Consider the following 23,254-nt stretch of genomic DNA (forward strand, 5'->3'; position numbering starts at 1 on the left):
GGAGCGAATGCCAGCGGCGTTACCGATCCGGGAAGACCTGAGCGCCGGCGAATTGCGTGCCCTGGCGCGGCGGGAGAACAAAGGGCGAGTGGCGGCACGGATGTTCGCCATCGCCCATGCACTCGACGGGGCAAGCCGAGCGGAAGCGGCGCGGCTGTCGGGCATGGACCGCCAAGCCCTGCGCGATGCGGTGGTGCGCTACAACGCCGAAGGCGTAGCCGGGCTCTATGATCGTCCGCTGCCCGGCCGGCCGGAATGGCTGAGCGAAGGCGAGCAGGCGACGCTCAAGGCGATCATCCTCGCCGGCTCCGATCCCAAGCGGCATGGCTGCGTGGAATGGACCCTGCCGATCCTGTGCGAGGTGATCGCCGAACGCTTCGCCAAGACGCTGCATCCGGCCAGCTTGTCGCGCATCGTGCGCCGGCCGAACCTGTCGAAGCAGAAGACGCGGCCCCGCCACCCGCAGTCCGACGCCAAGGCCCAGGCCGCCTTCCAAAAAAGGGGCTGCGCGAAGCGCTGAAGACCGCGGCTGCCGCGCATCTGGAGCGTCGCCTTCAACTCTGGTTCCAAGACGAAGCGCGCATCGGCCAGAAGGGCCGCACCGTACACCGCTGGTGGGAGCGCGGGCAGCGTCCACTCGGGTTGTGCGACAAGCGTTTCGCCTCGGCTTATCTCTACGCCGCCGTCTGCCCGGCCAACGGCACCGACTTCGCGCTGGTCATGCCGACCGTCTCCACCACCGTCATGAGACTGTTCCTGGACGGCTTCTCCCGGAGCCTGGAACCGGACGTCCAGGCGGTGCTCGTTCTCGACCAGGCCGGCTGGCATGGATCGCGGACGCTGGTCGTGCCAGACACCATCACGCTGGTGCCGCTGCCGCCCTACAGTCCGGAGTTGAACCCAGTCGAGCGCTTCTGGCTGTATCTGCGTGAGCGCTTTCTGTCCCACCGACTCCTGGACGACTACGACGCCGTCGTCCAGGCCTGCTGTGACGCCTGGAACGCCCTCACCGCAAGACCGGAACGCCTACGCTCCCTTACCAGTTATCCGTGGGTGCCATGTGTCAATGCTTAAGCTCGGCGGTATTACACCAATTGCGAAGCCCTGACAGTGCAATTTAATGGGCAAAAGAGGAGTCAACACAGATCAATAGCAATACAGAATTTGATCTGGCCGGTTAGAAGATACTGCGCCCCTATCGATTGACATGCTAAATATTTGCAGATTCCTGCGGGGCAGCTCGGGGGCCATGGTGGAAGTTGGGCTCTGGAGCGTGGTGCTCCAACATGGATCGCAGCAGGGGCTTTGTGCTGTTTACCTGATAGACAGCCTGGGCAATACCTTTGATGGTCCTGCGAGCAGCGTCTGTTGCCTTGTCCATTCCCAAGTCTCTGGCAAGCTCCTCGGTTTGCTCCTTGTCAAGGCGTAAGTAGCGGTCGCCCAGCTGGTGTTTGACCATAAAGTCGGTGAGTTGTTGCTGCGCCGACATAACTGTAGCGACGATGCGCTGCTTGGTGATCCATTCTAAGGCGCCGAAGTTGCGGCCAAGCGAGTGCGGCAGCGAGTAGCTAGATGTCGTAGTGCCGATGCTTAGGACGCTGATCTCGCCTCGGGGGATATTGAGGAAGTGTTCAGCTTCGTGAATGGCGCACAGGTCGGGTGCATTGGCATACAGACCGCCGTCGACATAGAGCGCGTCGTCGATCTCGGCCATCGGCAAGTAGAGCGGTGCAGCCGACGTTGCCATAGCGATATCGACCATGCGCTTACGATGGTCGAGATGGAAGTTCACGTGATGAGGGGTCTTGAAGACCTGGATTTTGCCTTCCGTCATGTTCACGGCCGGGATCAAGACCCGGTGTTTGGCTTCTCCAAGCAAGGTGGCAGGGCCAAGGATGTCTTCGATGGTGCGCCTGAGCGCGCAGCCATCGTACTTGGGCCTAAAGCCGAATTGGATCAAATCGGAAAGACGCCCCAGCCAGCGCGGCTTCTGTGGAAAGATCTCAAGTCCGCGGGACTCGAATGCCTGGAGGATGGTGGCAGCGGGAACCTCATTGGCCAAACCGAGCGCAATGATCCCGCCAATGGAAGTTCCGCAAATGAGATCAAAGCAACGACCAAGAGGACGTTTCGCTTGTTCTTCGATCTGTGCGAGGATATGGGCGGAGAACAGGCCCAGATAGCCGCCACCGCTGAGGGCCAGGATCTGAAAGGTCATGGAGAGCCGCGGCCGTTGAGAATTGGTTGATCAGTGTGTTCGGTCTGCATCATACCGTCAATACAGATCATTGTGCAGAGAAAGGGTTGCTAGGGTCCGAACTCATAACCAGTAGGCGACGGTTGCCGCGATGTGAACGGCGGCCATGAAGTTGATGGCGGATCGGTCATAGCGGGTTGCGATACGGCGGAAGTCCTTGAGGCGTCCGAACATACGCTCGATGACGTTGCGGTTCCGGTAGAGGTAGGGGGAAAAGCAGTTTTTCCAGCGCTTGTTGGCGCGTGGCGGAATGTTGGGCGCGACCCCGGCCTCTTCGATTTTCCGGCGAACAGCGGCACTGTCGTAGCCCTTGTCGCCGTGCAGGAGGTCGGTGGCAGGCATCTGGTCGAGGAGACGGTCGGCGGCGGTGCAGTCGGCCACCTGACCGCCGGTCAGCAGGAAGGCGAGCGGCCGACCGCGCGGATCGCTCAAGGCGTGGATTTTGGTGGTTCGTCCGCCGCGGGACCGTCCGATGGGCTGGGCACGCTCCCCCCTTTGCCGCCGCTTGCCGAACGATGGGCGCGCACCGCCGTGGAGTCGATCATCACCTGGGCCGGTGGGCCACCCGCGCCGCCAAGGTAGGGACTGTCTGAAATTTCGTGTACGGGCCATAACTTCGGGACCGAAGGAGGCCCCGCATGGCACGACGCAAACACCCCAGCATTCCGGATGCGCTGCTTGACCAATTGCTCGCCGGCGCCGATCCGAAGAGTGCCTTCGCCAAGGATGGCCTGCTCGATGAGCTGAAGAAGGCGCTCGCCGAGCGGGCGCTGAACGCCGAGATCGACCATCACCTGGAGAGCGGTGAGCCGGACGGGCGGTCCAACAGCCGCAACGGCTATGGGCGCAAGACGGTGCTCACTGACACCGGCAAGATCGCCCTGGAGGTGCCGCGCGACCGGCTCGGCACCTTCGACCCGCAGCTCATCGCCAAGTACCAGCGCCGCTTCCCGGGCTTCGACGAGAAGATCATCTCCATGTACGCCCGCGGCATGAGCGTGCGGGAGATCCAGGGACATCTGCGCGAGTTGTACGGCATCGAGGTCTCGCCCGACCTGGTCAGCGCCGTCACCGACGCCGTGCTGGAGGAGGTAGCGGCCTGGCAGGAGCGCCCGCTGGAGCCGCTTTACCCGCTGGTCTTCTTCGACGCGCTGCGGGTCAAGGTGCGCGACGAGGGCACGGTGCGCAACAAGGCGGTCCATGTCGCGCTCGGCGTGCGGCCCGACGGCACCAAGGAGGTGCTGGGGCTGTGGATCGAGCAGACCGAGGGCGCCAAGTTCTGGCTGCGCGTCATGAGCGAGCTGAAGAACCGCGGGGTGGAGGACGTGCTGATCGCCATCGTCGATGGCCTGAAGGGCTTTCCCGAGGCGATCACCGCGGTGTTTCCGCAGGCCCAGGTGCAAACCTGCATCGTCCACCTCATTCGCGGGTCGCTGGAGTTCGTGTCCTGGAAGGACCGCCGGGCGGTCGCGGCGGCGCTGAAGGAGGTTTACCGGGCCACCGACGCGGCCGCTGGGGAACGAGCCCTGGAGGCGTTTGCTGCCGGCCCCTGGGGCACCAAGTATCCGGCGATCGCCCTGGCTTGGCGGCGCAACTGGGTGGCGGTGATCCCCTTCTTCGCGTTCCCTGACGACGTCCGCCGGATCGTCTACACCACGAATGCCATTGAGGCGCTGAACGCGAAGCTGCGCCGGGCGGTGCGCACCCGCGGCCACTTCCCGACCGACGACAGCGCGCTGAAGCTGCTGTTCCTGGTCTTGAACCAAGTCACCAAAGACTGGAAGATGCCACCACGCGAGTGGGGCATGGCGAAAGCCCAGCTCGCCATCCTGTTCGAGGACCGGTTCTCGCTCACCTGATCACAACCGGCCCGTACACGGAATTCCTGACAGTCCCCCAAGGTATGGAAGATGTTCTCCCACACGCCCTTGGCCGCCCAGCGGACGAAGCGGTTGTAGAGCGTTTTGCGGGGGCCGTAGACCGGTGGAGCATCCGCCCAGCGCCCTCCTGACTTCAGCACATGGACAATCCCGCTGATCACACGGCGATCATCCACCCGCGGCTTGCCTCGGGTGTCCCGCGGAAGGTGCGGCTCAAGCCGCCCAAACTGCTCCACCGTCAACCAGAACTGACCGTCGCTCATCACATTGCCCCTTTCCAGGGCGTTGAATCACAACGACTCCCTGCGGGAAAGGCTCTTTATGGGTCCAGACCCTAACACGGGCGCGAGAGCGGGTTCCGTTACGAAGATTGCCGACGGGCGATGAAGGCCGCATGGGGGGGCATGCTATTGGTGGGGAACCGCTGCCGATTGCAGCGGAGTAGACCAGACTCTACAACTCGCCGAGAAGTACATGGTTTACCTCATATACCACCTATGGAGCACGATCGCAGGCTGCGGGTGGGGATACCGAAGGCGTGTGGTGAAAGGGGAACCTGCTCCGAGAAGCCACTCCCTTGCCAACACGCATGTTCAGGGTCATCATCTTGCGTGCTGGGGCTGTGCGGGTAGAGGGGCTTGCCCCGTCCCGGTCGAAATCCCGACAGCGCTGTAACGGGGCACGCTGCGGCGACAGCCGTAGGTCTTCGGACCAGCAGCTTTCCCCAGGCTGCACAGTCCGGTGAAAATGAACAGGCTGTCCGGTCGAAACTGAACAGCGCGTACGGCGGAAATCGAACAGGCCGTACGGCAGCATGAACACCCTGTGCGCGCTGTCGCCCGCGGGGTGGCACCTCACGCCGCCTTCGTCATTCTGCACTTTACATTATCTTTAGCTCGCGGGTCAACCATAAGTGATCATGGCGGCACTCCCAGTTGATCCATCAATTGGTCTCCGAGGATTCAAATACCTGCCCTGATTACGCGCGTTGGCATTCTTCGCCCTGTCAAACGACATCCCGAACTGGGCTCTTGGAAGTTTTGTGTGGATGAGTAAAAGGTGTTTGGGGATGTGATGTTCGCGTTAGGCGTGAGCCAGGACCCGGCTGCGTAGGAGATCGAAGCCGGCCCGGCCGTACATATCCCGCTTGATGACCTTGAGCCGGTTGACGTGGCCCTCGACTTGCCCGCTGCTCCACGGCTCGGTGAGCGCGGCGCGCACGGCATCCTCGTCGCGCCGTATGCCGGCGGCGAACGGCCCCAGGGCACTGGCCTCCGTCTCACGCAGCCAACCATCGAACATGGTCGGCGTCTTGTCCTTCACCATTGTCGTGAAGCGACTGATCAGATCAGCGGCGGTGGCGATGGCGGGCGAGCGGTCCCGCAAGGAGATGACGAACTGGCGGTCCTCCTCGGAAAGCGCGTCGAGGGCGGTGGTCAGCAGGCGCACCGCCCGCCGAGGCGTCGGCGGCTCCGTAACTCTGGTCGCCGCCGAGTGGCGCACCGGTCCCGTAGATTTTCTAAGGATCGGGTCCTCTCGCCGCCGCTGCATCGCCCAATTCCGCACAACGGAATACTGTCCGGCAAAGCCCCGGCCCTTGAGGTCGCGCCAGAGGGCCGCCCCATTGCGACACCCGGCTTGCCACCGCTCCTCCAGATGGGCGCGATACGGGTCGAGGATGCTGGTCGCGCGAGCGGCATGGCGCCATGTCGGTGCATGGCCGGCCCGCAACCAGCGGCGCACCGTCTTGCGTTCGATCCCGGTGGCTCGGGCAATGGCCTTCAGCGCCATGCCCTGTTCACGCAAGCGTGCAACCTCGGCGAAGCGGGCGTCGCGGCGCTCCTGCGCCGCCCGCGACCGCCGCTCCGCGGCTCGCAACGGCCGTTGTTCGGTTTCGGATGGAGGAGCGGCCGGTTCCGAACGGTTCTCCTCCAGTGTCAGCGGTTCCGGTTTCAGGGCGGCCGTTCGGGCGGCCTCGCGCAGATCACGGTGATGATGCTCGAGAACCCCGCGCAGGGCGTCGCTCGCATTTCGCAGCAAATGCCACCGGTCCGCGACCTGGATCGCTTCGGGAGCACCACGGGCGACCCCCTCGGCGTAGGCGCCGGCACGGTCGCGGGCGACGACGGAGATGCCGGGGTGCGTCATGAGCCATGCCGCCAAGGTGTCGGCGCTGCGGTCGGGCAACAAGTCGATGACCCGCCGACGCTCCAGATCGCACAGAATGGTGCCGTAGCGATGCCCCTTGCGCCAAGCCCAATCGTCCACGCCCAGCACGGTGACCGGAGGGATCGGCTTGTTTCCGCCGGCGCGAACGCGACGCAGCAGCGTCGTTCGGCTGATCGGCATTCCCATCGCCACGGCATGACGGGCACCGGGGTTGCCGCCCAGCGCCAAGCCGATGGACCGGTGCACCGAGCGCAGCCGATCGGTCTGCCGGCTTCGCCATTGCGCAATGCCCGGCAGTGATTCGGCGAAGGTCCGCCGGGAACAGGTCGGTGCTGTGCAACGGAAACGGCGGACCCGGACCAGCAGGACAGTGGGGCGGCCGAAACACGCGAGGTCGCCGAGGCTGCGCCAGTAGGAACCGTGAATCCGCCGGGATGGCGTCCCACACGCGGTACAGGGAGCCGAAACCGTCGTTTGCTGCGCGCGCAACGTGAGGCGTGGGGAGCCATGGTCGATCTGGTCAATGATATGGAGACCAGGAAGAAAGCCAATCGAATGCAGGGAAAGGTTCAAGGAGAGGACCATGTCGAGGATGCACTTCCTCTCATATAGCGGTCCGCGAACTTCGAAGGGCTCCGCCTACTTTCGACTGTTTTGGGTTGCGAGCTCAACCCCTGCTTGATCACACAAAACTTCCAAGAGCCGCGAAGTACTCGTCAGGGAATTTTTCAACACTATCCGCCAGGAGCGGAAATCGATCTCCCGAAATCCGATGTTCGAAATCGGCCGGGAGCCGAATGGCAGGTCTGGAACTTGCGAGGCCGGAGACCTGCCGTTCGTTTGGCGTTCAGTGAGTGGCGGGTTTGCCAATCCGGCCGTGGCTTGAAACGGGCAGCGCGTCTTCGCTTGCCCTTTGAAAGAGGCTCGTCAGGAATTCATAACGCAGTAGTAGGTCTTTACCTTGCACCCGGAGTTGTGGCGGGTTCTACCGCAATGGCTACTATACGGCGACGGTTAGTGGGCAGTTGCAAGCATGCTTACGCCGTACGATAGTCGCCTTTTTGCGCCGCGCTACCACATACGCGCAAGGAATCGATCATGCAGAGTTTTGCCGAAACACTTGTCGACGCTGCAAGCGCCACGCCGCTGAATGAGGCGGTGACTCCATTGGCCGTGCCTGCAGTGCTCTCACCCATCAGGCTCGCATGTGCAGAGGTGGGGAATTTCCGCCGCTTGGCTCAGACGCGCCTGGATTTCGACGACTGTACGACCGTTCTGGTCGGCGCCAACAATAGCGGCAAGACGTCACTGCTCATTGCACTGCGCAACTTTCTGAGTGAGTCTCCGGGCTTTCGTGCCTTCGATATCGGCCTCGCTCAATGGTCCACACTCCGGCAGTTGGGCGAGGTGTGGGAAGCCATTGATGAGGATCCCACGACAGACACGAAAGACGCCGACGCCTGGGAACACCAGCATCAACAACTGCTGGCGTGCATGCCGTTCGTCGACCTATGGTTCGACGCGAAGGAGGGCGCATATCACTACGTGGCGCCCTTCATCAACACGCTTAAATGGTCAGGAGGCGCCGTCGGCCTTCGTCTTCGACTAGAACCGGTGAGTGATTCAAGCGATCTGCGCAAGCTGGCTTGGCGTTATCGCGAGGCTCGGGTTCCTGTCCGCAATTTAGCGAAGAAGGGCCACGCGTGGCCGACAGACTTACTCGATTACTGGCTCCGGCACCCGGCCGACCTGCGCCGAATCCAAGCGTATCGACTGGACCCCGCCAAAGGTCCCCTACAGTCGCCTGAAGCGAGTGCGCCGCAGCCCCTCCCGCCAAGTTCGCAGCCAGTTGAGTTGGCTTTGCTGCGGCAACTCATCCGCGTAGACTTCGTGCCGGCGCAGCGCGGCCTGGGGGCTGAGGATGACGAGGCACGGTCCGAACCTGCAGGAGCGCGACCCGGCTTATTCTCAAACCAGCTTGTGAAGTTCGCGCGCCAGCACTTGAACGTCAACGCGTCTGCACACGGACACAGCGAGGCCTTGGTCGAGGCCATTGCCAATGCACAGGCGAGTCTGGACGAACGCATCTTCGAGGCACTTCAACCGAGTATGCAGGATGTGCGGATTCTTGGCTATCCAGGTTTGCATGACCCGCAGGGGATTCATTTCCGCACGCGCATCAAGACGGCGGACCTCCTAGCGCACAGCACGGCCATCCAGTATTGCAACGACGAGACAGCGCTGAACGAGTTGCTGCCGGAACACTCCATCGGGCTTGGTTACCAAAACCTGCAATCCCTGAGTTTTATGCTCGTGTCGTTCCGCACAGCAAGATTGAATCCAACGCAGGGCACGCCTGCGGCCGTCCATCTTGTCATGGTGGAAGAGCCCGAAGCGCACCTGCATGTGCAAGTGCAACGCTGCTTCTCCACCAACGCCCACGCACTGCTGTGCCCCAAAGGCGCCGAACAGAGCCACTTGCACACGCAACTTCTCATCAGTACACACTCAAGCCACTTAGCTCACGGCAACAAATTTACGCGGTTGCGCTACGTGAAGCGAACACTGGCATCTGCTGCGGGGGCCAAGCCAAGCACGCGCGTCATCAACTTGGCTACCGTGTTTGGCAGTGACGAGCAGACCAGAACATTCGCAGAGCGATACTTCGAGGTTCAGCACACCGACTTGCTGTTCGCCGACGCGGCGGTGTTCGTGGAAGGCGCGGCGGAGCGGATGCTCGTGCCGCAGTTCATCGCGCGGGACTTTCAAGCTCTGGATAGAAAGTATCTGTCATTCCTTGATATTGGGGGAAGCCATGCCCACCGGCTTCGGCCTCTGGTGGAATGCTTGGGCATTCCAACAGTGGTCATTACCGACGTCGACCCGGTGGTACCGCAGAAAGTCCGGGGGCGGACTGTTAAGGTCGCCGTGTGCATCGCAGGACAGTCGGATCTCGAATGCGGGAACGATACCCTGACCGTGTGGCATCCGAAGCTCACCAACTTCCAAGAGTACGGCACGCCAAAAGCAGAAGACCTTGAATGGACCTCGCCCAACGGAGGCAAGGTGCGCTTCGCTTGGCAAGTGCCCATTCCAAGTGCGGGCGGCCAGTGGCCCAGTTCTTTCGAAGATGCGCTGGTGCTTTCAAACATTGATTGGTTCAAACAATTGGACGAGGAGAAGGACCCGGTTAGCGGCAAGAAGGTCAAACACAGCGGAACCTTGGGTAAAGTCATCGGACTCGCGGTAGACTATCCGAATCCGACGGAACTGGCACAGCAGCTCCATGACATGATGCATAGGGGTTTCAGCAAAGGGGACTTTGCGGCCACTCTATTCGAACGATTCAACAAAGGAAGCTTCGCGTGTCCGAGCTACATCGCTGAGGCGCTTGATTGGCTCTCGAAGCAATTGCATGGGGCGGGAGCGTCAGCGTGAACGCAGCAGTTGACCAGGTGGGTAATGAGCGAGATGCGCACGTCGTTGAGGAAATCTGCGGCTACGTTACTGGGATTCCCCCACGGAGCTTTTTTCTGTTCGCGGGTGCTGGATCAGGAAAGACGCGCACGCTAGTCGAGGTCCTCCGCCGCATCACTGGCGTGGTCGAGCACGCCGCGGGCGGAATCTACGCCTCGAAACTGCGCGTGCGAGGCCAGTCGGTACGGGTGATTACATACACGAAAAACGCTGCGAAGGTGGTGACGAGTCGACTCGGCGAAAATCGATTGACCGAGGTGTCCACTATTCACTCGTTCTGTTGGGACTTGGTGAAAGGCTTCGACGAAGATATCCGTGAGGCATTGATAGCAAAGAACATGGAAGAGCTCGCTAAGGCTAAAGCCCACGCGCAGTCTAAGAAGAGAGGCGAGAGCGACACTGACCGCAGAAAATACGCGGAGTTGGAAGCCAAGGCGGAGGAACTACGGGCGATCCCCACGTTCCGTTATCACCCCGACCAAAATACGTATGGCGAAGGCGCGCTGTCGCACCAAGAGGTGCTACGCGTGGCGGCGTGGCTACTTTGCGAGCGGCCTACCTTGCAGCGCATCGTGCAGGACCGGCATCCGCTCCTACTCATCGACGAATCGCAGGACACGATGAGGGGCGTGCTGGATGCCCTGTTTGACCTCACGACGATTCGCCCTGGCCATTTCACGCTTGGATTGCTCGGCGACCACCGTCAGCGCATCTACCCCGATGGTCACGTGGACTTGCCATCGCACATCCCGCCGACATGGGCGCGACCGGCGTTGCAGATGAACCATCGCAGCCGAGAGCGCATTGTCCGGCTTATCAATGCCATTTGGGAGGCTGACATTGAAGGGCGCACGCAATCCAAGATCGGAGTGGCCCAGCATCCGCGTAGCGAAAAGCAAGGCGGCAAGGTACGAATATTCGTCGGCGATACGGCAAACACAACATCCGTAAAGTTAAGTTTTGAGGCTGACTGCGCGCGTTCCATGGCGCAGATAACGGGGGCAGAAGCGTGGAGTGCGAACCAAAAGAGCTTCAAGACGTTGGCATTAGAGCACAAGTTGGGGGCAAAGCGAGGCGATTTCTACAATATCTACTGCGGGATGGCCTTGCTCGACAAAGAAGCGGCGACGCCCGACCCCAATGGTGAGAGGATGGGACCAGCGATGGTTCGCCCCCTTCTTGGAGGGCTGCTTGAACTCGCCGAATGCGTCCGGCCAGATGGCACGCTGGACGAGTTTGCCGCTGTCGCAGTGCTACGCCGTCACAATGCCCTGACAAAGTTGCCGAGCGAACACGCTGCCCGTGCTGTGCGGCTTGCCGAGCTCTACGAAGCGATCAGCCGCTTCGCCGTGCTGTGCCACCGTACTGAAGGCGCACAGGTCAAGCAAGTTCTGGCCCCGATTCTGGAGGCCAACGTGCTTCCTGCTGATTCCCGCCTAGTTGGAGCCTATTGGGACGAGCGCCCGCCGCCGCCAGAACCCGAACGAGAAGCCAGCGAGAGCAAGGAAGACCGTCAGCGTCGCGGGTGGCATCTCCTGATGAATGCTCCATGGGCCGAACTCGCGCGCTACCGGACATACCTCGGTGGGGAGGCGCCTTTTGCCACACACCAAGTGGTGAAGGGCTCAGAGTTCAAGCATGTCATGGTCGTCATGGATGACGAGGAGGCCGGAGGAAACCTGTTCTCCTACGATAAGCTGTTCGGTGCCGAAATACTGAGCAAAGATGATAAGGATAACATCGCTGCGGGGAAGGAAACCACCATCGACCGCACGCTTCGTTTGCTCTATGTTACGTGCAGCCGTGCCGAAGAAAGCTTGGCGCTGGTGCTTTGGGCAAAGGACACGAATTCGGCACTGACCGCCATCAACGCGTGCGGCTGGTTTACTGCGGACGAAGTCGTAGTACTTCCGTAATCATCTGTCGCTCTGCTTTACCCGATACTCCAGGTTCAAGAGTATGAGTAATAATTTGATCAGGCTGTATAGCAATGAGCCGTGCGATATCGGTTATCGTCTCGACCCGCCTGTTCGCTATCGGGAAATCGTACGCCCCCGCTTAACGACCGCTATCGGCGTTTTGCGGTCGCGAGCGATGGTCCGCTTTGGGTCAGGAGCAGACGGAGCTGGCATTGCGATGAGAGCAACACCGCATGCGGAGCCTTCCGCCGGCTGCCGCTATGTGGCCGCGTGCTCTTCGATGCAATCGACGCGTTCCGGATAAAACGCCAAATGTTCACGGATGGCGGCCACGGCGGGATAGGGAGTCTCGTAGGTCCAGACAGCGTTGATCGCGATGCGATCACCCACGCGCAGGTTGTAGTAAGTGGCATCGCCCTTGTAAGGGCAATGCGTCGTGTGCGCCGTGCGCTCGAAGGCCGTCATGTCGACATCCGCGCGGGGAATATATTGGACCACGGGCAACTTCGCCTCCGTCAGCGTCAGGGCGCGTGCCGTGTCGGCGACGACCCGGCTGGCGAAGACGACACGAATCCGATTCGGGTTGGGGATGATCGTGATGGGATGCTCGGGGCCGGGAATTTTCACAGCGATACTCCTTGCTCACCGGTAGTCGCGCCGGTCATGGCGCGGCCGTCATGCCTTATACCAGCGACTCTTTATCCTGACCCATCAGGATCAAGAGCCTCGACGGCATGGGCCGGCCGCTTGTGACCGTGGTGTCGCTGATCGGCGGCCGGCGCTTTCGCCATGCTACTCTGGGCGGCGTGACGGAGCGTTGTCCTTGTTTCACGTCCGTGCCACAGGTGGCTCCACCGATGAAAGATTGGATATCAATGAGCATGCAGCCGTGGGAAGGACGTGACCGGCTGGTCGCGATCGACATCGAGACGACCGGACGGCGCCTGCCGAGCCTCCAGGACATCAGGAAGGCGCCCAAGGGCCTGCGTCAGCCCGGCATTATCATCGAAATCGGGTGTCTTGAGATCATCCGTGAGGGCGATGGCTGGAGGAAAGCGCGCAGCTGGGAGTCGCGGGTCAACCCCGACGCCCCTCTCCATCCCGACGCCATCAAGGTGCACGGCATCAAGCCCGCCGACCTGAAGGTGGCGCCCCGCTTTCCCGAGGTGGCCGACGCGCTTCTCGCCTTTCTGGGCGAGGACCTTCTGGTGGCGCATGCCTATGAGAACGAGATGGACTTCCTGAACTACGAGTTCGCGCGCTGCGGACGCGCCGCATGGGGTGCCGACACGTTCTCGGCGGACCGGTTCATCTGTACCAAGGAGATGTCGCACGCGGTCTTCCCCGGCGCTTCCGGCTCGCTCGATGCGCTGTGTGATCGGCTGTGGCTCGACCGGAGTGATCGCTTCGCCCACCATGGCGCGCTGCTCGACGCAGACCTGACGGCTGATGCCTTCGTCAAAATGGCGTTGGGAGATACCGGCCCGCGCGACGCCGTGTATGAGTGAGGCACGGCGCCGGGCATCCGGATAACGTGCCGCGCGCCCTGACGGGCGGAAGGCGTCAAGGTCGCGTATCGGGGCAGCTTGCGCTGAACGGTGCTGGCTGCTCATGGCGCAGAGTCGACAGTCCGGCGCCTGGCAAACCGATCCCGCGCTGTCGGGCAAGGTGTCGCCGAACTTTACGCGCTGACAGTTGGTCAGGTCACCCGCGAGGGCGGGCGGGACCGGCTTGTGAAAGGACCTGCCCCCCACTTGGTCCTGATCGTGCCGGTGCTATGATTCCGCACTGCGCGAGGCGCCGGGCGAATAGCCCATGATGCGCTTGAAGGCACGGCTGAAGGCGGCCTGCGAGCCGTAGCCGAGCCGATGCGCGGCGGTTTCGATCGGCAGACGCTCCCGGCCGATCCACTGGGCGGCAAGCCGCATCCGCAGCTCCGTCACGTAGCGGACCGGGGTCACGCCGGTCACCTCCAGGAAGCGCTCCGCGAAGACCGAACGCGAGGCGCCCATCTCCCCGGCCAGTTCCGCCACGGTCCAGTTGCGGCCGGGATCGCGATGCAGCGCGGTGATGACGCGGCCGAGCCGCGGGTCGCGCAGGGCGTCGATCCAGCCGCGCGCATCGCCGCAACCGCATTCGACCCAGCCCCGCACGATGGAGGCGGACACCACGTCGGCCAGCCGCGCCAGGATGCCGGCATAACCGGCGCGCTCCGCCCGCGCCTCCCGCTCCATCGCTTCCAGCATCGGCAGGATTTCGGGGTAGCGGTCGAGCAGGGTGCCGACCTGCATCACCTCGGGCATCAGGCCGACCAGCGGCTGCATGGCGCCGAGGTCGAACTCCATGCAGCCGCTGAAGATCACCGCATCCTTCGTTCGGCAGCTTTCCGGCGGGCAGGATTCGAGCGCACCGACATTGCCGCACAGCGGCGCCGTCGCGAAGCTGGCGACGTCGCGGGCCGACAGTTCCGGCGCCGACAGCAGTTCGTGCGCGCCGCCGCGCGGCAGCAGCACCGCATCGCCGGTGTCCAGCGTGAAGGTACCGCCAGCGAGCAGCCTCAGCACGACCGGCCCGCGGGCGATGAAATGGAATTGCGCCCGCCCCTCCACCGTCCCGAAACCGATGCCGAAGGGAGGGGCGACCTGCATGCGGCGGTACTGCACGCCGGTCAGCCGCATGCCGAGCAGAAGCTCGCTGACGAGGTCGGTGGCGGGAGGGAGACGGGATGAGTCGGGCATATCCGGACTATCGATCAAACAATGCGGACGTTGTGGCATAGATCGTCCAGCACCTCCAATCTACTCTGCGTCGCAGCATAATCTTCCTGCGAGGACAGACCATGATGGAACCTGTGAGGCAAGCCGGCGCCGCGCCGGCGGAGCCCGCCTGGGGTGCCGTCTTCTCCCTGACGCTCGGCGTATTCGGACTGGTGACGGCGGAGTTTCTACCGGCCAGCCTGCTAACGCCGATGGCGGCCGACCTGCATGTGACCGAGGCGATGGCCGGCCAGGCCGTCACCGCGACTGCCGCGGTGGCGCTGGTCGCCAGCCTGCTGATCTCCGCCGCGACCCGCCGGATCGACCGGCGCCATGTGCTGCTCGCCTTTTCGGCGTTGCTGCTGGTGTCAAACCTAGCCGTCGCCTTCGCCCCCGACCTGCTGTCGCTGCTGGTCGGGCGGGTGCTGCTGGGGGTGGCGCTCGGCGGCTTCTGGGCCATGTCGGCCGCGATCGCCATGCGGCTGGTGCCGGAGCCGATGATCCCGCGGGCCTTGTCGATGATCTTCAGCGGCGTGTCCGCCGCCACCGTCTTCGCGGCCCCGATCGGAAGCTATCTGGGCGACCTGCTCGGCTGGCGCGCAGTGTTCCTGATGGCCGGCGGGCTGGGGCTGGCGGCCTTGGTGGCGCAGGTTCTGACGCTGCCACGCATGGCGCCGAACGGCCACACCAGCCTCCGCACCCTGGGCGAGGTGATGGCGCGGCCTGGGGTCGGGATCGGCATGGTGTCGATCATCCTGGTCTTCACCGGGCATTTCGCGCTGTTCACCTATGTCCGGCCGTTCCTGGAGACGGTGACCGGCGTCGGCGTCAGCGGCGTGTCGGGCATCCTGCTGGGCTTCGGCATGGCGAACTTCGCCGGCACCTATCTCGGCGGCGCGCTGCTGGCGCGCAGCATGCGGCTGACCCTGACGGTCATGCCGCTGACCATGGGGCTGCTCGGGCTCGGGCTGGCCGCGCTGGGCGGGTCGCCGACCGTGGCCTCGGTGCTGATCGCGCTGTGGGGCGTCGCCTTCGGCGCCGTGCCGGTGGCCTGGTCCACCTGGATCACCCGCACCGTGCCGAACGAGGCGGAAAGCGCCGGCGGTCTCTTCGTCGCGGCGGTGCAACTCGCCATCGCCACCGGTGCGGCAGTGGGCGGCGCCATCTTCGGCGTCAGCGGCGCCGGGGGGGTCTTCGGCGCCAGCGGAATCGTGCTGCTGCTGGCCGCCCTGGTCGTGCTGGGAGGCATGCGCGCGCGGGCAGTCGCTGTCGCCTCCTGATCACCTCCGTCAGACGCCCGCGGATGGACCAGCCGCTGTCGCGCTCCGTTTCCAGGACGGTGGGCCCCCATGCCACCAGCACCGCATCGTACCCGGAAAACCGCCTCTCGCTCAGGTCAATACCCGCGACAGCAATCCTTCGTGATTGTCGACACAAGGAAGTTTAGACCCTCGGGCTCGGTTCAGTGTTGCGGGGTAGGCGCCAAGCTCTCGGTGGTGGTTCCGTACTGCTGGGAGCGGGATTCCTTCCGCGGTCGGCGGGCCCGTTCGCTCCGCTTTATAGCAGCCAACCAACTTCAGCTCATGGCGCAAAGCGGTCGTAAGCGACGGTCCGCATCGGGGCAAAAGCCGCTGGCGTTGGTGTGGTGAAAGGGGAACTGCTGCCCTGGAACTGAACCAAGGCCGACGGCGTCACCGGAAACGCCGACGCCGCGTAGCTCGGCGGACGCTTACGGTAAGTGGGGTCGAGGCCGATGACCACGTCCGCCGTTGCGCCGTTGGGATCGTTGCCGGTTCTCACCTCGTACGCCGCCCCTTGGTCGTAGATCGTGAGGCCGTTCGCTGTGCCCAGGCCGACGACGGTTTCCGAGCGACCGTCCATCCGTCCCTGAGCCGTTGGGGCGATGGTCACGCGCACGTCGAGGGTAATGTTGGTGGGGAGGATGTTTCCCTACGTAGCGACCGCCGCCGCCACATTGGCCTTGATGGCGGTGCTGGACGATGAGAACTGGCCGGTGGTGTCGTTGATCGAAACCGTGGATTTCAGCTGCATGCCCAGCTCCGTTCGAAGGGCCGGATCGCCGGGCGGCCGGCGGATCGGCAGCACATAAGTGCAAAGGGGTGCAAATGTTCCTTGCTCGCGTATCGACACGCAATCGTCAAAGTTGACGATCATGACGGTGAGTGAACCCCAGCGGAAGAGCGTCGGCGCGTCGGCAACCACCGCCAATTTGGTCGCGCGAGGGCCGGCGTGTGAACCAGCGTCCGGTCGGGACGCGGCCGTCCCGTGTTCTGGAATGGGAGGCAAGCGCGCGGCGGCGGAGCGGTTGCATCGCCCAGCACCTCGAGTTACCCGATCAGAGGTTTCAGAGCCTGTATGTTGAGAGCGCCGGCCATGTCTACTCGTTAACAGGTCACTTGTGACGTTTTCCGGTCATGCCGATCACATTGCCTGCCGACTGTGCTGCGGCGAGCTTCGCCTTCAAATCCGCGTTCTCACGACGTAGTTCCCGAATTTCTTCAAGGTATTTCTGCTGATCCGCTGCCATCGCACGCATGGCCTGCTCGTTGTGGTCCAGACGCCGCAGTTTGCGCGCCTGGACCTGCTTGCGTGCCGCCGTCTTCGATGTGATAACACCGTGCTCGCGGAGGTTGGTCAGCCATGCCTCGACAATGTTCTTGGTTTCCTTGTGGCGCGGATTTCGAAGCGTAACCGGCCGAATGCCAGCCCTCCGACAAACCTCCGCGATGTTGAGTCGGCCCTGGTTCTCTGAATAGAGACTGCCATTAATGTATAGTTCAGCCTCGATTGTCCGAAGCATTGCCACAATACGGTCGGCTGTGTCGTGTTTGCGCAGACGCTGGAATTCGGCCAATGTCTGCCCGCCAGCATGGTCCGTCATGACACCTCTCCCAGAAGTGCCTTGAGCGTTGTTCGCAGGTCATCGGGCAACAAGGCAATGCGGCCGGGAGTAATGTTCGCAAGAGCGGGGTGTAATCTTCGGTCGTTCGAGAATTCTTCGAATAATTTTGGGGTTGCAGCGAACTGATCAAGTAATTGGCGTTGGTAGAATGTGCGCTGCAAGCTGGGCATTTTGCGTTCGTCCATCTTCTCCAGGATGTACCGTACAGACCTTCGGCGATCATCGATGGCCGCTGCCTCCTCCAAGCGGTGATGGCAATACGGGCTACACCGGCTGACGTCGCGGACCGTGCTTTTGCTGCATAACCCTGGTTGCGCCTCGTTTGCGACGCAGTATATCCCCGACCTGACAACTGTCGCGTGCGGCAGGATTGTATCAATTTCCTCGTTGCTCATTATCTCAGCAAACTCTGCCACCCGCGCCGCCACATCGGCGGACCCTGGCTTGTCAAGATCCATTGGGTCACCGAATGCCTGCTTGGCGACGGTGTTGCGTAGCCGCACGATCTCCTTGGCGGCGGGACCGCCCAGGGTGTCCGCATTTCCGATGATCCGCCGTTTCCGCACCATCTCAGCCTCGTGCCTGACCCGCCGTGCCTGCGCAGCAAAGTCGAGGTCGGACATCATGTAGCCAATTGTGGTGTCCATTTCACGATGGCCGAGCACGTCAAACAGGACGTGATGGCCATTGTCCAGGCAAAGCCCCACTAGACGGGAAAGAGTTTCCCTGAACCGCTGAGCGTGAACGCTGCCCTCAATCTGCGATTTGATTGGGTGCTCGCCATCAAGCGACACCGCCTCACAAAAGTATTTGAGGCGATCGTGCAGGCTTACTCTTTCCTTGTCGTTGCGAGCAATCCAAAGCGACTCTCCTCCTGGCGCGAGTTCTTGCGCGAGTTTGCGCTGACGCCCGAATGCCTCCGCCGCTTGGCGCGGCAGCGGCCACTGGCGATTCATGGCGAAGGCCTCAGTTTTGAAGGTTCTGCCAGTGAGCAGCGCCAGTTCCTTGGCGTCACCGCCCCATCGGGCGGGCACAAAGTCGATGAGAGCGTCACGGGTGAGCGCCTCAAGTTCGCCAGCGCGTGCGCCGGTCGCCGCTGCAAGGATAATCCAGTTTGCGACTTGGCAGAGTCGAAGTGCTTGGTGAATTTGACCAAGAGTTCTAAGAGGCCACGCACTAAATGGCGCATTATATGTGCGTAAATTGTCGCTGCTGGGACTTCCGGTGCGCTCCTTGATAAATAAAGTCAAGCCGAATATTACGCCTCGACTAAGGTAAGTGCCCGTCCATTCAGCTAAACGCGCTTGGCGGTAAGGATCCATGTACCTGCTATCGCGGCGGCCCTGATCGTCCACCTCAATGGCGCTAATTTGTTGGTAGCATGCGAGAAAATCCTCCTGAAGCGCCGCCATGGTGAACGCCGCTTGGCACAACGTCGTAAACGACTGGTCGGAGTAGGGCTGTGTGATATTTGGATCACCGCGCCTGCGGGGGGTATGGCTCTGATGCGCCACGTCGGCCACCGGCCAATCATCGATTACTCCTGCCGCGAAGAGTGCGTTGAGGCGACTCACAAGCTTGTAGCGGCTCCAGGAAGCATCAGGCAGGACATCCTCCAGCGCAGCCGGTGATAGTGCTGCGAACAATGGATCGCCATCGGGGCAGCGCGTCGGCGCGCCTCCTTGAGGATTCTCGGCAACCGCCTTGGCCGCAGCATGGAGGGAGCGGTTCCGGCCCAACCATGTGTTCCAGTGGCCTGGCCCAAAGGGTTTGTTCGATGATCCGCGAACCGAAACCGTGAAATCGATTGCGGCGAGACGCTTCAGCCGGCGAAGCAGCGCCTGCGCACGCGGTTCTTTGCGGTGCCAGCGTGCAGGAAGGGCCTTGGTAAAGTCCAAAGACGAACACCTGTGGCCCCAACCTTTGGGCGTGGTCCATGCATCATCCGCAAGCAGCGTTCCGTTCGGCAGGATGATTAGATTGGCGATTTCGCTCCAAGGCGCGGACCACCAATTGGGTCTCGGAAGCCCAGCGCGCCAAATGTTGATATCGATGGCAACAGCGGCGTTGGTGATCGTCATTTGGTGACCTCCGCTTGGTTCATTCCGATCAGGGCTGACGCCGCCTCAACAGATATCGCGCCGAACACGAGTTCGTTGCTTTGCTCCAGGCGCTTGCGATGCTCTCTTACCCACCCCCAAACATGGGCGACGTAGTCCACGAACTTCTCTTCCACCAAGAGTTCAAGCGCTTCCAACTCGACAGGGTAGACGCTGAGTAGCCAACGTTCGGTTGGAGTGACGGTGCTCAGTGCCTTCAACTCAGCAATGCGAACTGCGATGCCGCGCAACGATCCCTTGTCGAAGCGTGCGTGGCGACAAAGGCCACAGCGCTGTGAACCACATAACTCGCCTTCGACCCGCTCGCTCTTCGGCTCGATTTCCTCTGGCGGATTGGTTGGGTCCACGCAGCGGGCGCCGCACGCCGATCGAAACGCCGCTAGAAACTTCCTATCCTCCTTGGAGACAACCTGCCCAGTTCGGTCAGCAGCCAACCGCAGGATGGTCGGGTCGATCGTCCTGCCGGCCTGAGCTTCGTCAAACCCAGCCTCCATCACCCGTGCGCAGCCCGCAAACCTTTCCCGAATCTGCGACCGTTGGCGTAGATACCTACGAGTCGTGTTGATCCCCCGGTGGTTGAGCGCGGCCTGAACAGCGAAGATGTCGTTGCCGGTTCGATTGTATATCCATGCGGCATAAGCATCGCGAAAGTCGCTGGGCGTCAGCGAACCGATACCCTCAATGACCTCGAGCGTCTCACCTCTCCGGACAGCCTCGGCGATAGCGAGTTCCTTGAGGTCGTTGAACGGCTGCATGACAATATCGCCACCAGATGGCGTGAACCCCGTAGGATTTCCTTTCCCTCTGGCAGGAAAAAACAGCCAGGGACACCGCACCTGTTCGTCCAACTCAGCAATGCGTCGCAGGTGCTCCGCAGGTGGCGCCGGCATTCGCCGAAGTGTTGCCAGTTCCTCCTTAACAATCTCGCGCAAGAGGCGTGTGCGCTCGACCATATACTTGATCACAGCGAACGCCCGGAAGCCTTTTTCGGACTGCATCAGCGAGCGCGTCTGATGCAGTCGCCGAGTCTTTGGCCTGATTGCCGAGAGCTCGGCCTCCGATGGAACGTCGTACTCGTACGTAATTTCCGGGCCGCTGATGATCATCTCGGTGATCTCAACGGTCCGCCCGCTTCGCTTCTGCACTGTCTGCCGCCGGCCCTCTCTAAACCAATCGTCCGAGGACACATCGATCGCCCGTGCGGTATCGACCCAGCCGGTTTCTGCCGTCACGAGTGTGAGGGCCGCCACGGCTTCAAGCGACGTAGGCGCGAACAGACTCCACAGTTCTGACTGTGTTGCCAGAGCAGAGAACCCCGGTACCCCGTCAATATAGCCCAATCGCTTGATCGCTTGATTGATTCCTTTATCAACTGCAGGCACTTCCCTTGAGATGACGATGCCTCTCAACCGTGCTTGGAACCGACGGTGCACAGTGAATAGAATATTGTTGGGTTCGTTCCACTCAGGACCGAACGAGCGGTATTCTCCAGGCAGGTGGGCCTTGGTCAGTTCAACCAGACCGGACGCCCGTTCAAACCGGTCCAAGATCGCTTGACCAGCCGAGTGGCGCGCGCGCCCCTCCGATAAAGTGCGTTTAGCGGCCTCGTAGAAATACTTTACTGCGCGTGGCGGAACGTCTTTGTGCACCGCCATCCGACGCGAGGGGGGCCAATCGGGCCACGTCCTAATGTTGCACTGCGCGCGACTCATCAGTCGACAAAACCCGCGCCACTGGAAGATCCCACGCTGTTCTGTAGAAGCCCCACTCGTAACGGCACTACGCAGCTCGCTGAGGTAGAGTGCAGCCACATCATCGTCAATGTCTTTCAGCGATTTAACTATTAGTTTAATTTCTTTCTCTTGTGCGTGCGTGAGGAACCGCCAGAAAGTCCGCAATGTAAACAGTAGCAAATCATGGGTGTTTGGTGACTTTCCGAACAGGTGCCTCCGGATTGACGGTGCGAGGTCGTGGATGAGTCCCGGATTGCCTACGATGCTGGTTGCTACGTTTCCATCCCGGAATTCTTCGAGCCCATGCTCGCGCGGTACGCCCTTGTGGTCCCTCCACGCCCAATCGAGCGGATGCGTCATGGGGCGATGCTCATGGATCATCGTGACTTTCGACGCTTCCTCTTCCGCTATAGCGGTTTCCGCCAGGGCTCGCTCATCCTCCAGGTGTTTCTCGTAGCGGTTCATTGCATCATTCCATCCTGTCGAGCCAGTTGGCATACTCCCGGTGCGCGCGCGATACCTGGAGTTGAGCGGCCACCCATTTCAGGTACATCTCAGTGGTCTCAGCGCTGATGTGACCGAGCTGTGGCCTGATCAGTGTGGTGATGACATGGTCGAAATGCGGTTGCACGAGCCCTGCGAGCTCGAGACCACCGCGAGACACCGCTTCGGCCATAGGGTAGAGTTCGTCCAGCAGCGTATAGCACGCCCAGGTGTGGCGCCCGAGATGCGGGCTCCACTGCGGCAGAGGCACCGGTCCGACCTTCCACTTCCCCCAAAAGGTGCGGTAGGCTATAGGTCCGCCGGTGTCCGGGCTTAGGAACAACTCTCGGGGTTCTGCGGCACCCGGGTTCTTGCGCAGGAATGTGCGCAGCGCGATCTTGCGGCGACCACGCGCGTAATCCTGCAACCTTTCCAGCGCCCTGAGGGATAGTATAATCCGCCGGGGCTTGCCGCGTGCCTCCGGATCGTTAGGCTTTCGACCGCCCTTCGTGCCGTATTGGACGAGCAGAGTGGCGTCATGATCGTGCGGCCCCGGCTTCTTCACGGGCTGCAGGCAGGAGACCCGCAACCGCAGAATCTCTTCGGCTCTCAGAGCGGTCCGCAATAACGTCCAGCACATGAGCGCATCAACATTCGCCGTGTGGCTGTCGCGCGTCTGTAGATAGGTCAGCCACTCCTCAATCGCCGAACGCTCAGGCAGCGACAAATCCCCGGGATCGGGCCGCACGCCCCCGACCAGCCGGCGCCGCGGTGCGGCAGACTTGCGCGGATCGGAGGCAACCACCTCCACAACCACTTCAAACGGTCCGCGCTCTTCCGCGTTCGCCGCCCAAGTCAAGAAATCAACGGCTGTGTGGAATCGACCGTTGATGGTAGACGGTGCAAGCCTCCCGCAGACCATCGGATTAACGTACCGGTCGAGTACCCCTTGGTAGTCGAGTTCCCGCCAGTTGATTCGGCGGCGCTCGCAATGCGTGATAAAGTGCTCAATCTGTCGGCCGTAAGTCACTATCGAGCCGTCGCTCGGAATGCGTTTCCGGGCGTAAGCACTTGGGGCGTGCGCCTCGCAGTTTTCATTTCCGCGAATCCATCGTCCCCTCCCGATGTCCATGAGGTATTGCGACGCTGGCGCATGACACTGGTAATTTCGATCGTATAGGACCGGAATCCGCGCCAAGTCCTGAGTGCCAATAGTCGTCGCCCGCAGTTTGCACGGCATAATTATGAAGGCCATGGTGCCCCCCTTGGTTCGAGTATATGGCATCAAGTTTTGTTCCACATGTCGACAACGCTTTAGCAGGCTGCTGAAAAACTACCAGCGATGAGCCTTGATCTGGATTTTGTCGCTGTGGTGGATGCTGATTTCGACTTCAAGGCTGCCATCCTCGGCCAGTTCGGCCGTGCCGGTGCCGCGGATGGGGGTCATCTCGTTGTCGCCCTCGAAATCGAAGAAGATGCTGCTGATGCTGGTCTCGCACTCTAGCCCGGATCATTCATCAGCGTTTTGGAACGGCGG

Annotated in this window: 17 protein-coding genes and 2 pseudogenes; 7 read left to right on the forward strand and 12 right to left on the reverse strand. The window is 61.9% G+C overall.

The features are described from left to right. The first annotated feature begins 7 nt into the window (after window positions 1-7). A protein-coding gene (locus tag AMK58_RS30250) for an IS630 family transposase (protein WP_104675443.1) occupies window positions 8-1,074 on the forward strand; the annotation gives its coding sequence in 2 pieces (ribosomal slippage) (window positions 8-493 and window positions 496-1,074; 1,065 coding nt in all). 136 nt (window positions 1,075-1,210) lie between these two features. Here AMK58_RS30250 and AMK58_RS02845 read toward each other — a convergent pair. Then, window positions 1,211-2,218, reverse strand: coding sequence for a CBASS cGAMP-activated phospholipase (locus AMK58_RS02845; RefSeq protein ID WP_035676977.1), 1,008 nt, complete (start codon window positions 2,216-2,218; stop codon window positions 1,211-1,213). Between the two features lie 102 nt (window positions 2,219-2,320). Beyond that, window positions 2,321-2,835 (reverse strand): annotated as a pseudogene (locus tag AMK58_RS29390) (IS5 family transposase); the annotation flags it as partial. Between the two features lie 60 nt (window positions 2,836-2,895). On the opposite strand from AMK58_RS29390, the gene AMK58_RS02855 reads away from it, so the two are divergent. Beyond that, window positions 2,896-4,116: an IS256 family transposase gene (locus tag AMK58_RS02855; RefSeq protein WP_059398593.1), complete on the forward strand. Its 1,221-nt coding sequence runs from the start codon at window positions 2,896-2,898 to the stop codon at window positions 4,114-4,116. A 38-nt stretch (window positions 4,117-4,154) separates the two neighbouring features. Here AMK58_RS02855 and AMK58_RS29395 read toward each other — a convergent pair. Then, window positions 4,155-4,400 (reverse strand): annotated as a pseudogene (locus AMK58_RS29395) (transposase); the annotation flags it as partial. A gap of 820 nt (window positions 4,401-5,220) precedes the next feature. Beyond that, entirely contained in the window at window positions 5,221-6,891 is a 1,671-nt protein-coding gene (locus tag AMK58_RS02860) for an ISL3-like element ISAzba9 family transposase (RefSeq protein WP_076612189.1), read from the reverse strand. Window positions 6,892-7,404: 513 nt separating this feature from the next. On the opposite strand from AMK58_RS02860, the gene AMK58_RS02865 reads away from it, so the two are divergent. Further along, window positions 7,405-9,744: an AAA family ATPase gene (locus AMK58_RS02865; protein ID WP_035683365.1), complete on the forward strand. Its 2,340-nt coding sequence runs from the start codon at window positions 7,405-7,407 to the stop codon at window positions 9,742-9,744. Further along, complete coding sequence (locus AMK58_RS02870) at window positions 9,741-11,699, forward strand: UvrD-helicase domain-containing protein (RefSeq protein WP_035683363.1); 1,959 nt, start codon at window positions 9,741-9,743, stop codon at window positions 11,697-11,699. Before AMK58_RS02865 ends, AMK58_RS02870 begins: the two co-directional genes overlap by 4 nt. A gap of 261 nt (window positions 11,700-11,960) precedes the next feature. Here the strand turns inward: AMK58_RS02870 and AMK58_RS02875 are convergent, their stop codons facing one another. Further along, complete coding sequence (locus AMK58_RS02875) at window positions 11,961-12,329, reverse strand: DUF427 domain-containing protein (protein ID WP_035683362.1); 369 nt, start codon at window positions 12,327-12,329, stop codon at window positions 11,961-11,963. Between the two features lie 248 nt (window positions 12,330-12,577). On the opposite strand from AMK58_RS02875, the gene AMK58_RS02880 reads away from it, so the two are divergent. Beyond that, a complete protein-coding gene (locus AMK58_RS02880) occupies window positions 12,578-13,210 on the forward strand; it encodes a 3'-5' exonuclease (protein ID WP_035683360.1) in 633 nt (210 codons plus the stop codon). Between the two features lie 267 nt (window positions 13,211-13,477). Here AMK58_RS02880 and AMK58_RS02885 read toward each other — a convergent pair whose 3' ends face one another. Beyond that, window positions 13,478-14,440, reverse strand: a complete 963-nt coding sequence (locus tag AMK58_RS02885) for an AraC family transcriptional regulator (protein WP_035683358.1) — start codon at window positions 14,438-14,440, stop codon at window positions 13,478-13,480. Between the two features lie 101 nt (window positions 14,441-14,541). On the opposite strand from AMK58_RS02885, the gene AMK58_RS02890 reads away from it, so the two are divergent. Further along, on the forward strand, window positions 14,542-15,738 hold the full coding sequence (locus AMK58_RS02890; RefSeq protein ID WP_104675504.1) for an MFS transporter: 1,197 nt from the start codon (window positions 14,542-14,544) through the stop codon (window positions 15,736-15,738). Window positions 15,739-16,039: 301 nt separating this feature from the next. Here AMK58_RS02890 and AMK58_RS02895 read toward each other — a convergent pair whose 3' ends face one another. The 6 genes from AMK58_RS02895 to AMK58_RS02915 form a co-directional block, all read right to left on the reverse strand. Beyond that, window positions 16,040-16,369, reverse strand: coding sequence for a hypothetical protein (locus AMK58_RS02895; RefSeq protein WP_143265649.1), 330 nt, complete (start codon window positions 16,367-16,369; stop codon window positions 16,040-16,042). A 39-nt stretch (window positions 16,370-16,408) separates the two neighbouring features. Next, window positions 16,409-16,687 carry a hypothetical protein gene (locus tag AMK58_RS30255; protein WP_137165175.1) on the reverse strand — a complete coding sequence of 93 codons (279 nt, stop codon included), beginning with the start codon at window positions 16,685-16,687 and terminating at the stop codon, window positions 16,409-16,411. 184 nt (window positions 16,688-16,871) lie between these two features. After that, window positions 16,872-17,360 (reverse strand): hypothetical protein, encoded by a 489-nt coding sequence (locus AMK58_RS02900; protein ID WP_035683354.1) that lies wholly within the window; start codon window positions 17,358-17,360, stop codon window positions 16,872-16,874. Beyond that, a complete protein-coding gene (locus AMK58_RS30260; protein WP_137165176.1) occupies window positions 17,357-19,462 on the reverse strand; it encodes a hypothetical protein in 2,106 nt (701 codons plus the stop codon). Before AMK58_RS30260 ends, AMK58_RS02900 begins: the two co-directional genes overlap by 4 nt. Continuing rightward, the gene (locus tag AMK58_RS30265; RefSeq protein WP_137165177.1) at window positions 19,459-21,699 is read right to left on the reverse strand and encodes a site-specific integrase; all 2,241 of its coding nucleotides are present in this window, start codon (window positions 21,697-21,699) and stop codon (window positions 19,459-19,461) included. The genes AMK58_RS30260 and AMK58_RS30265 overlap by 4 nt, the downstream gene beginning before the upstream one ends. Window positions 21,700-21,703: 4 nt before the next feature. After that, window positions 21,704-22,849, reverse strand: a complete 1,146-nt coding sequence (locus AMK58_RS02915; RefSeq protein ID WP_137165178.1) for a tyrosine-type recombinase/integrase — start codon at window positions 22,847-22,849, stop codon at window positions 21,704-21,706. 210 nt (window positions 22,850-23,059) lie between these two features. Here AMK58_RS02915 and AMK58_RS30270 point away from each other — a divergent pair, with 210 nt between their 5' ends. Next, the gene (locus AMK58_RS30270; protein ID WP_156355532.1) at window positions 23,060-23,221 is read left to right on the forward strand and encodes a hypothetical protein; all 162 of its coding nucleotides are present in this window, start codon (window positions 23,060-23,062) and stop codon (window positions 23,219-23,221) included. Window positions 23,222-23,254: the final 33 nt, after the last annotated feature.

Source organism: Azospirillum brasilense, from assembly GCF_001315015.1.
GTDB lineage: Bacteria > Pseudomonadota > Alphaproteobacteria > Azospirillales > Azospirillaceae > Azospirillum > Azospirillum brasilense.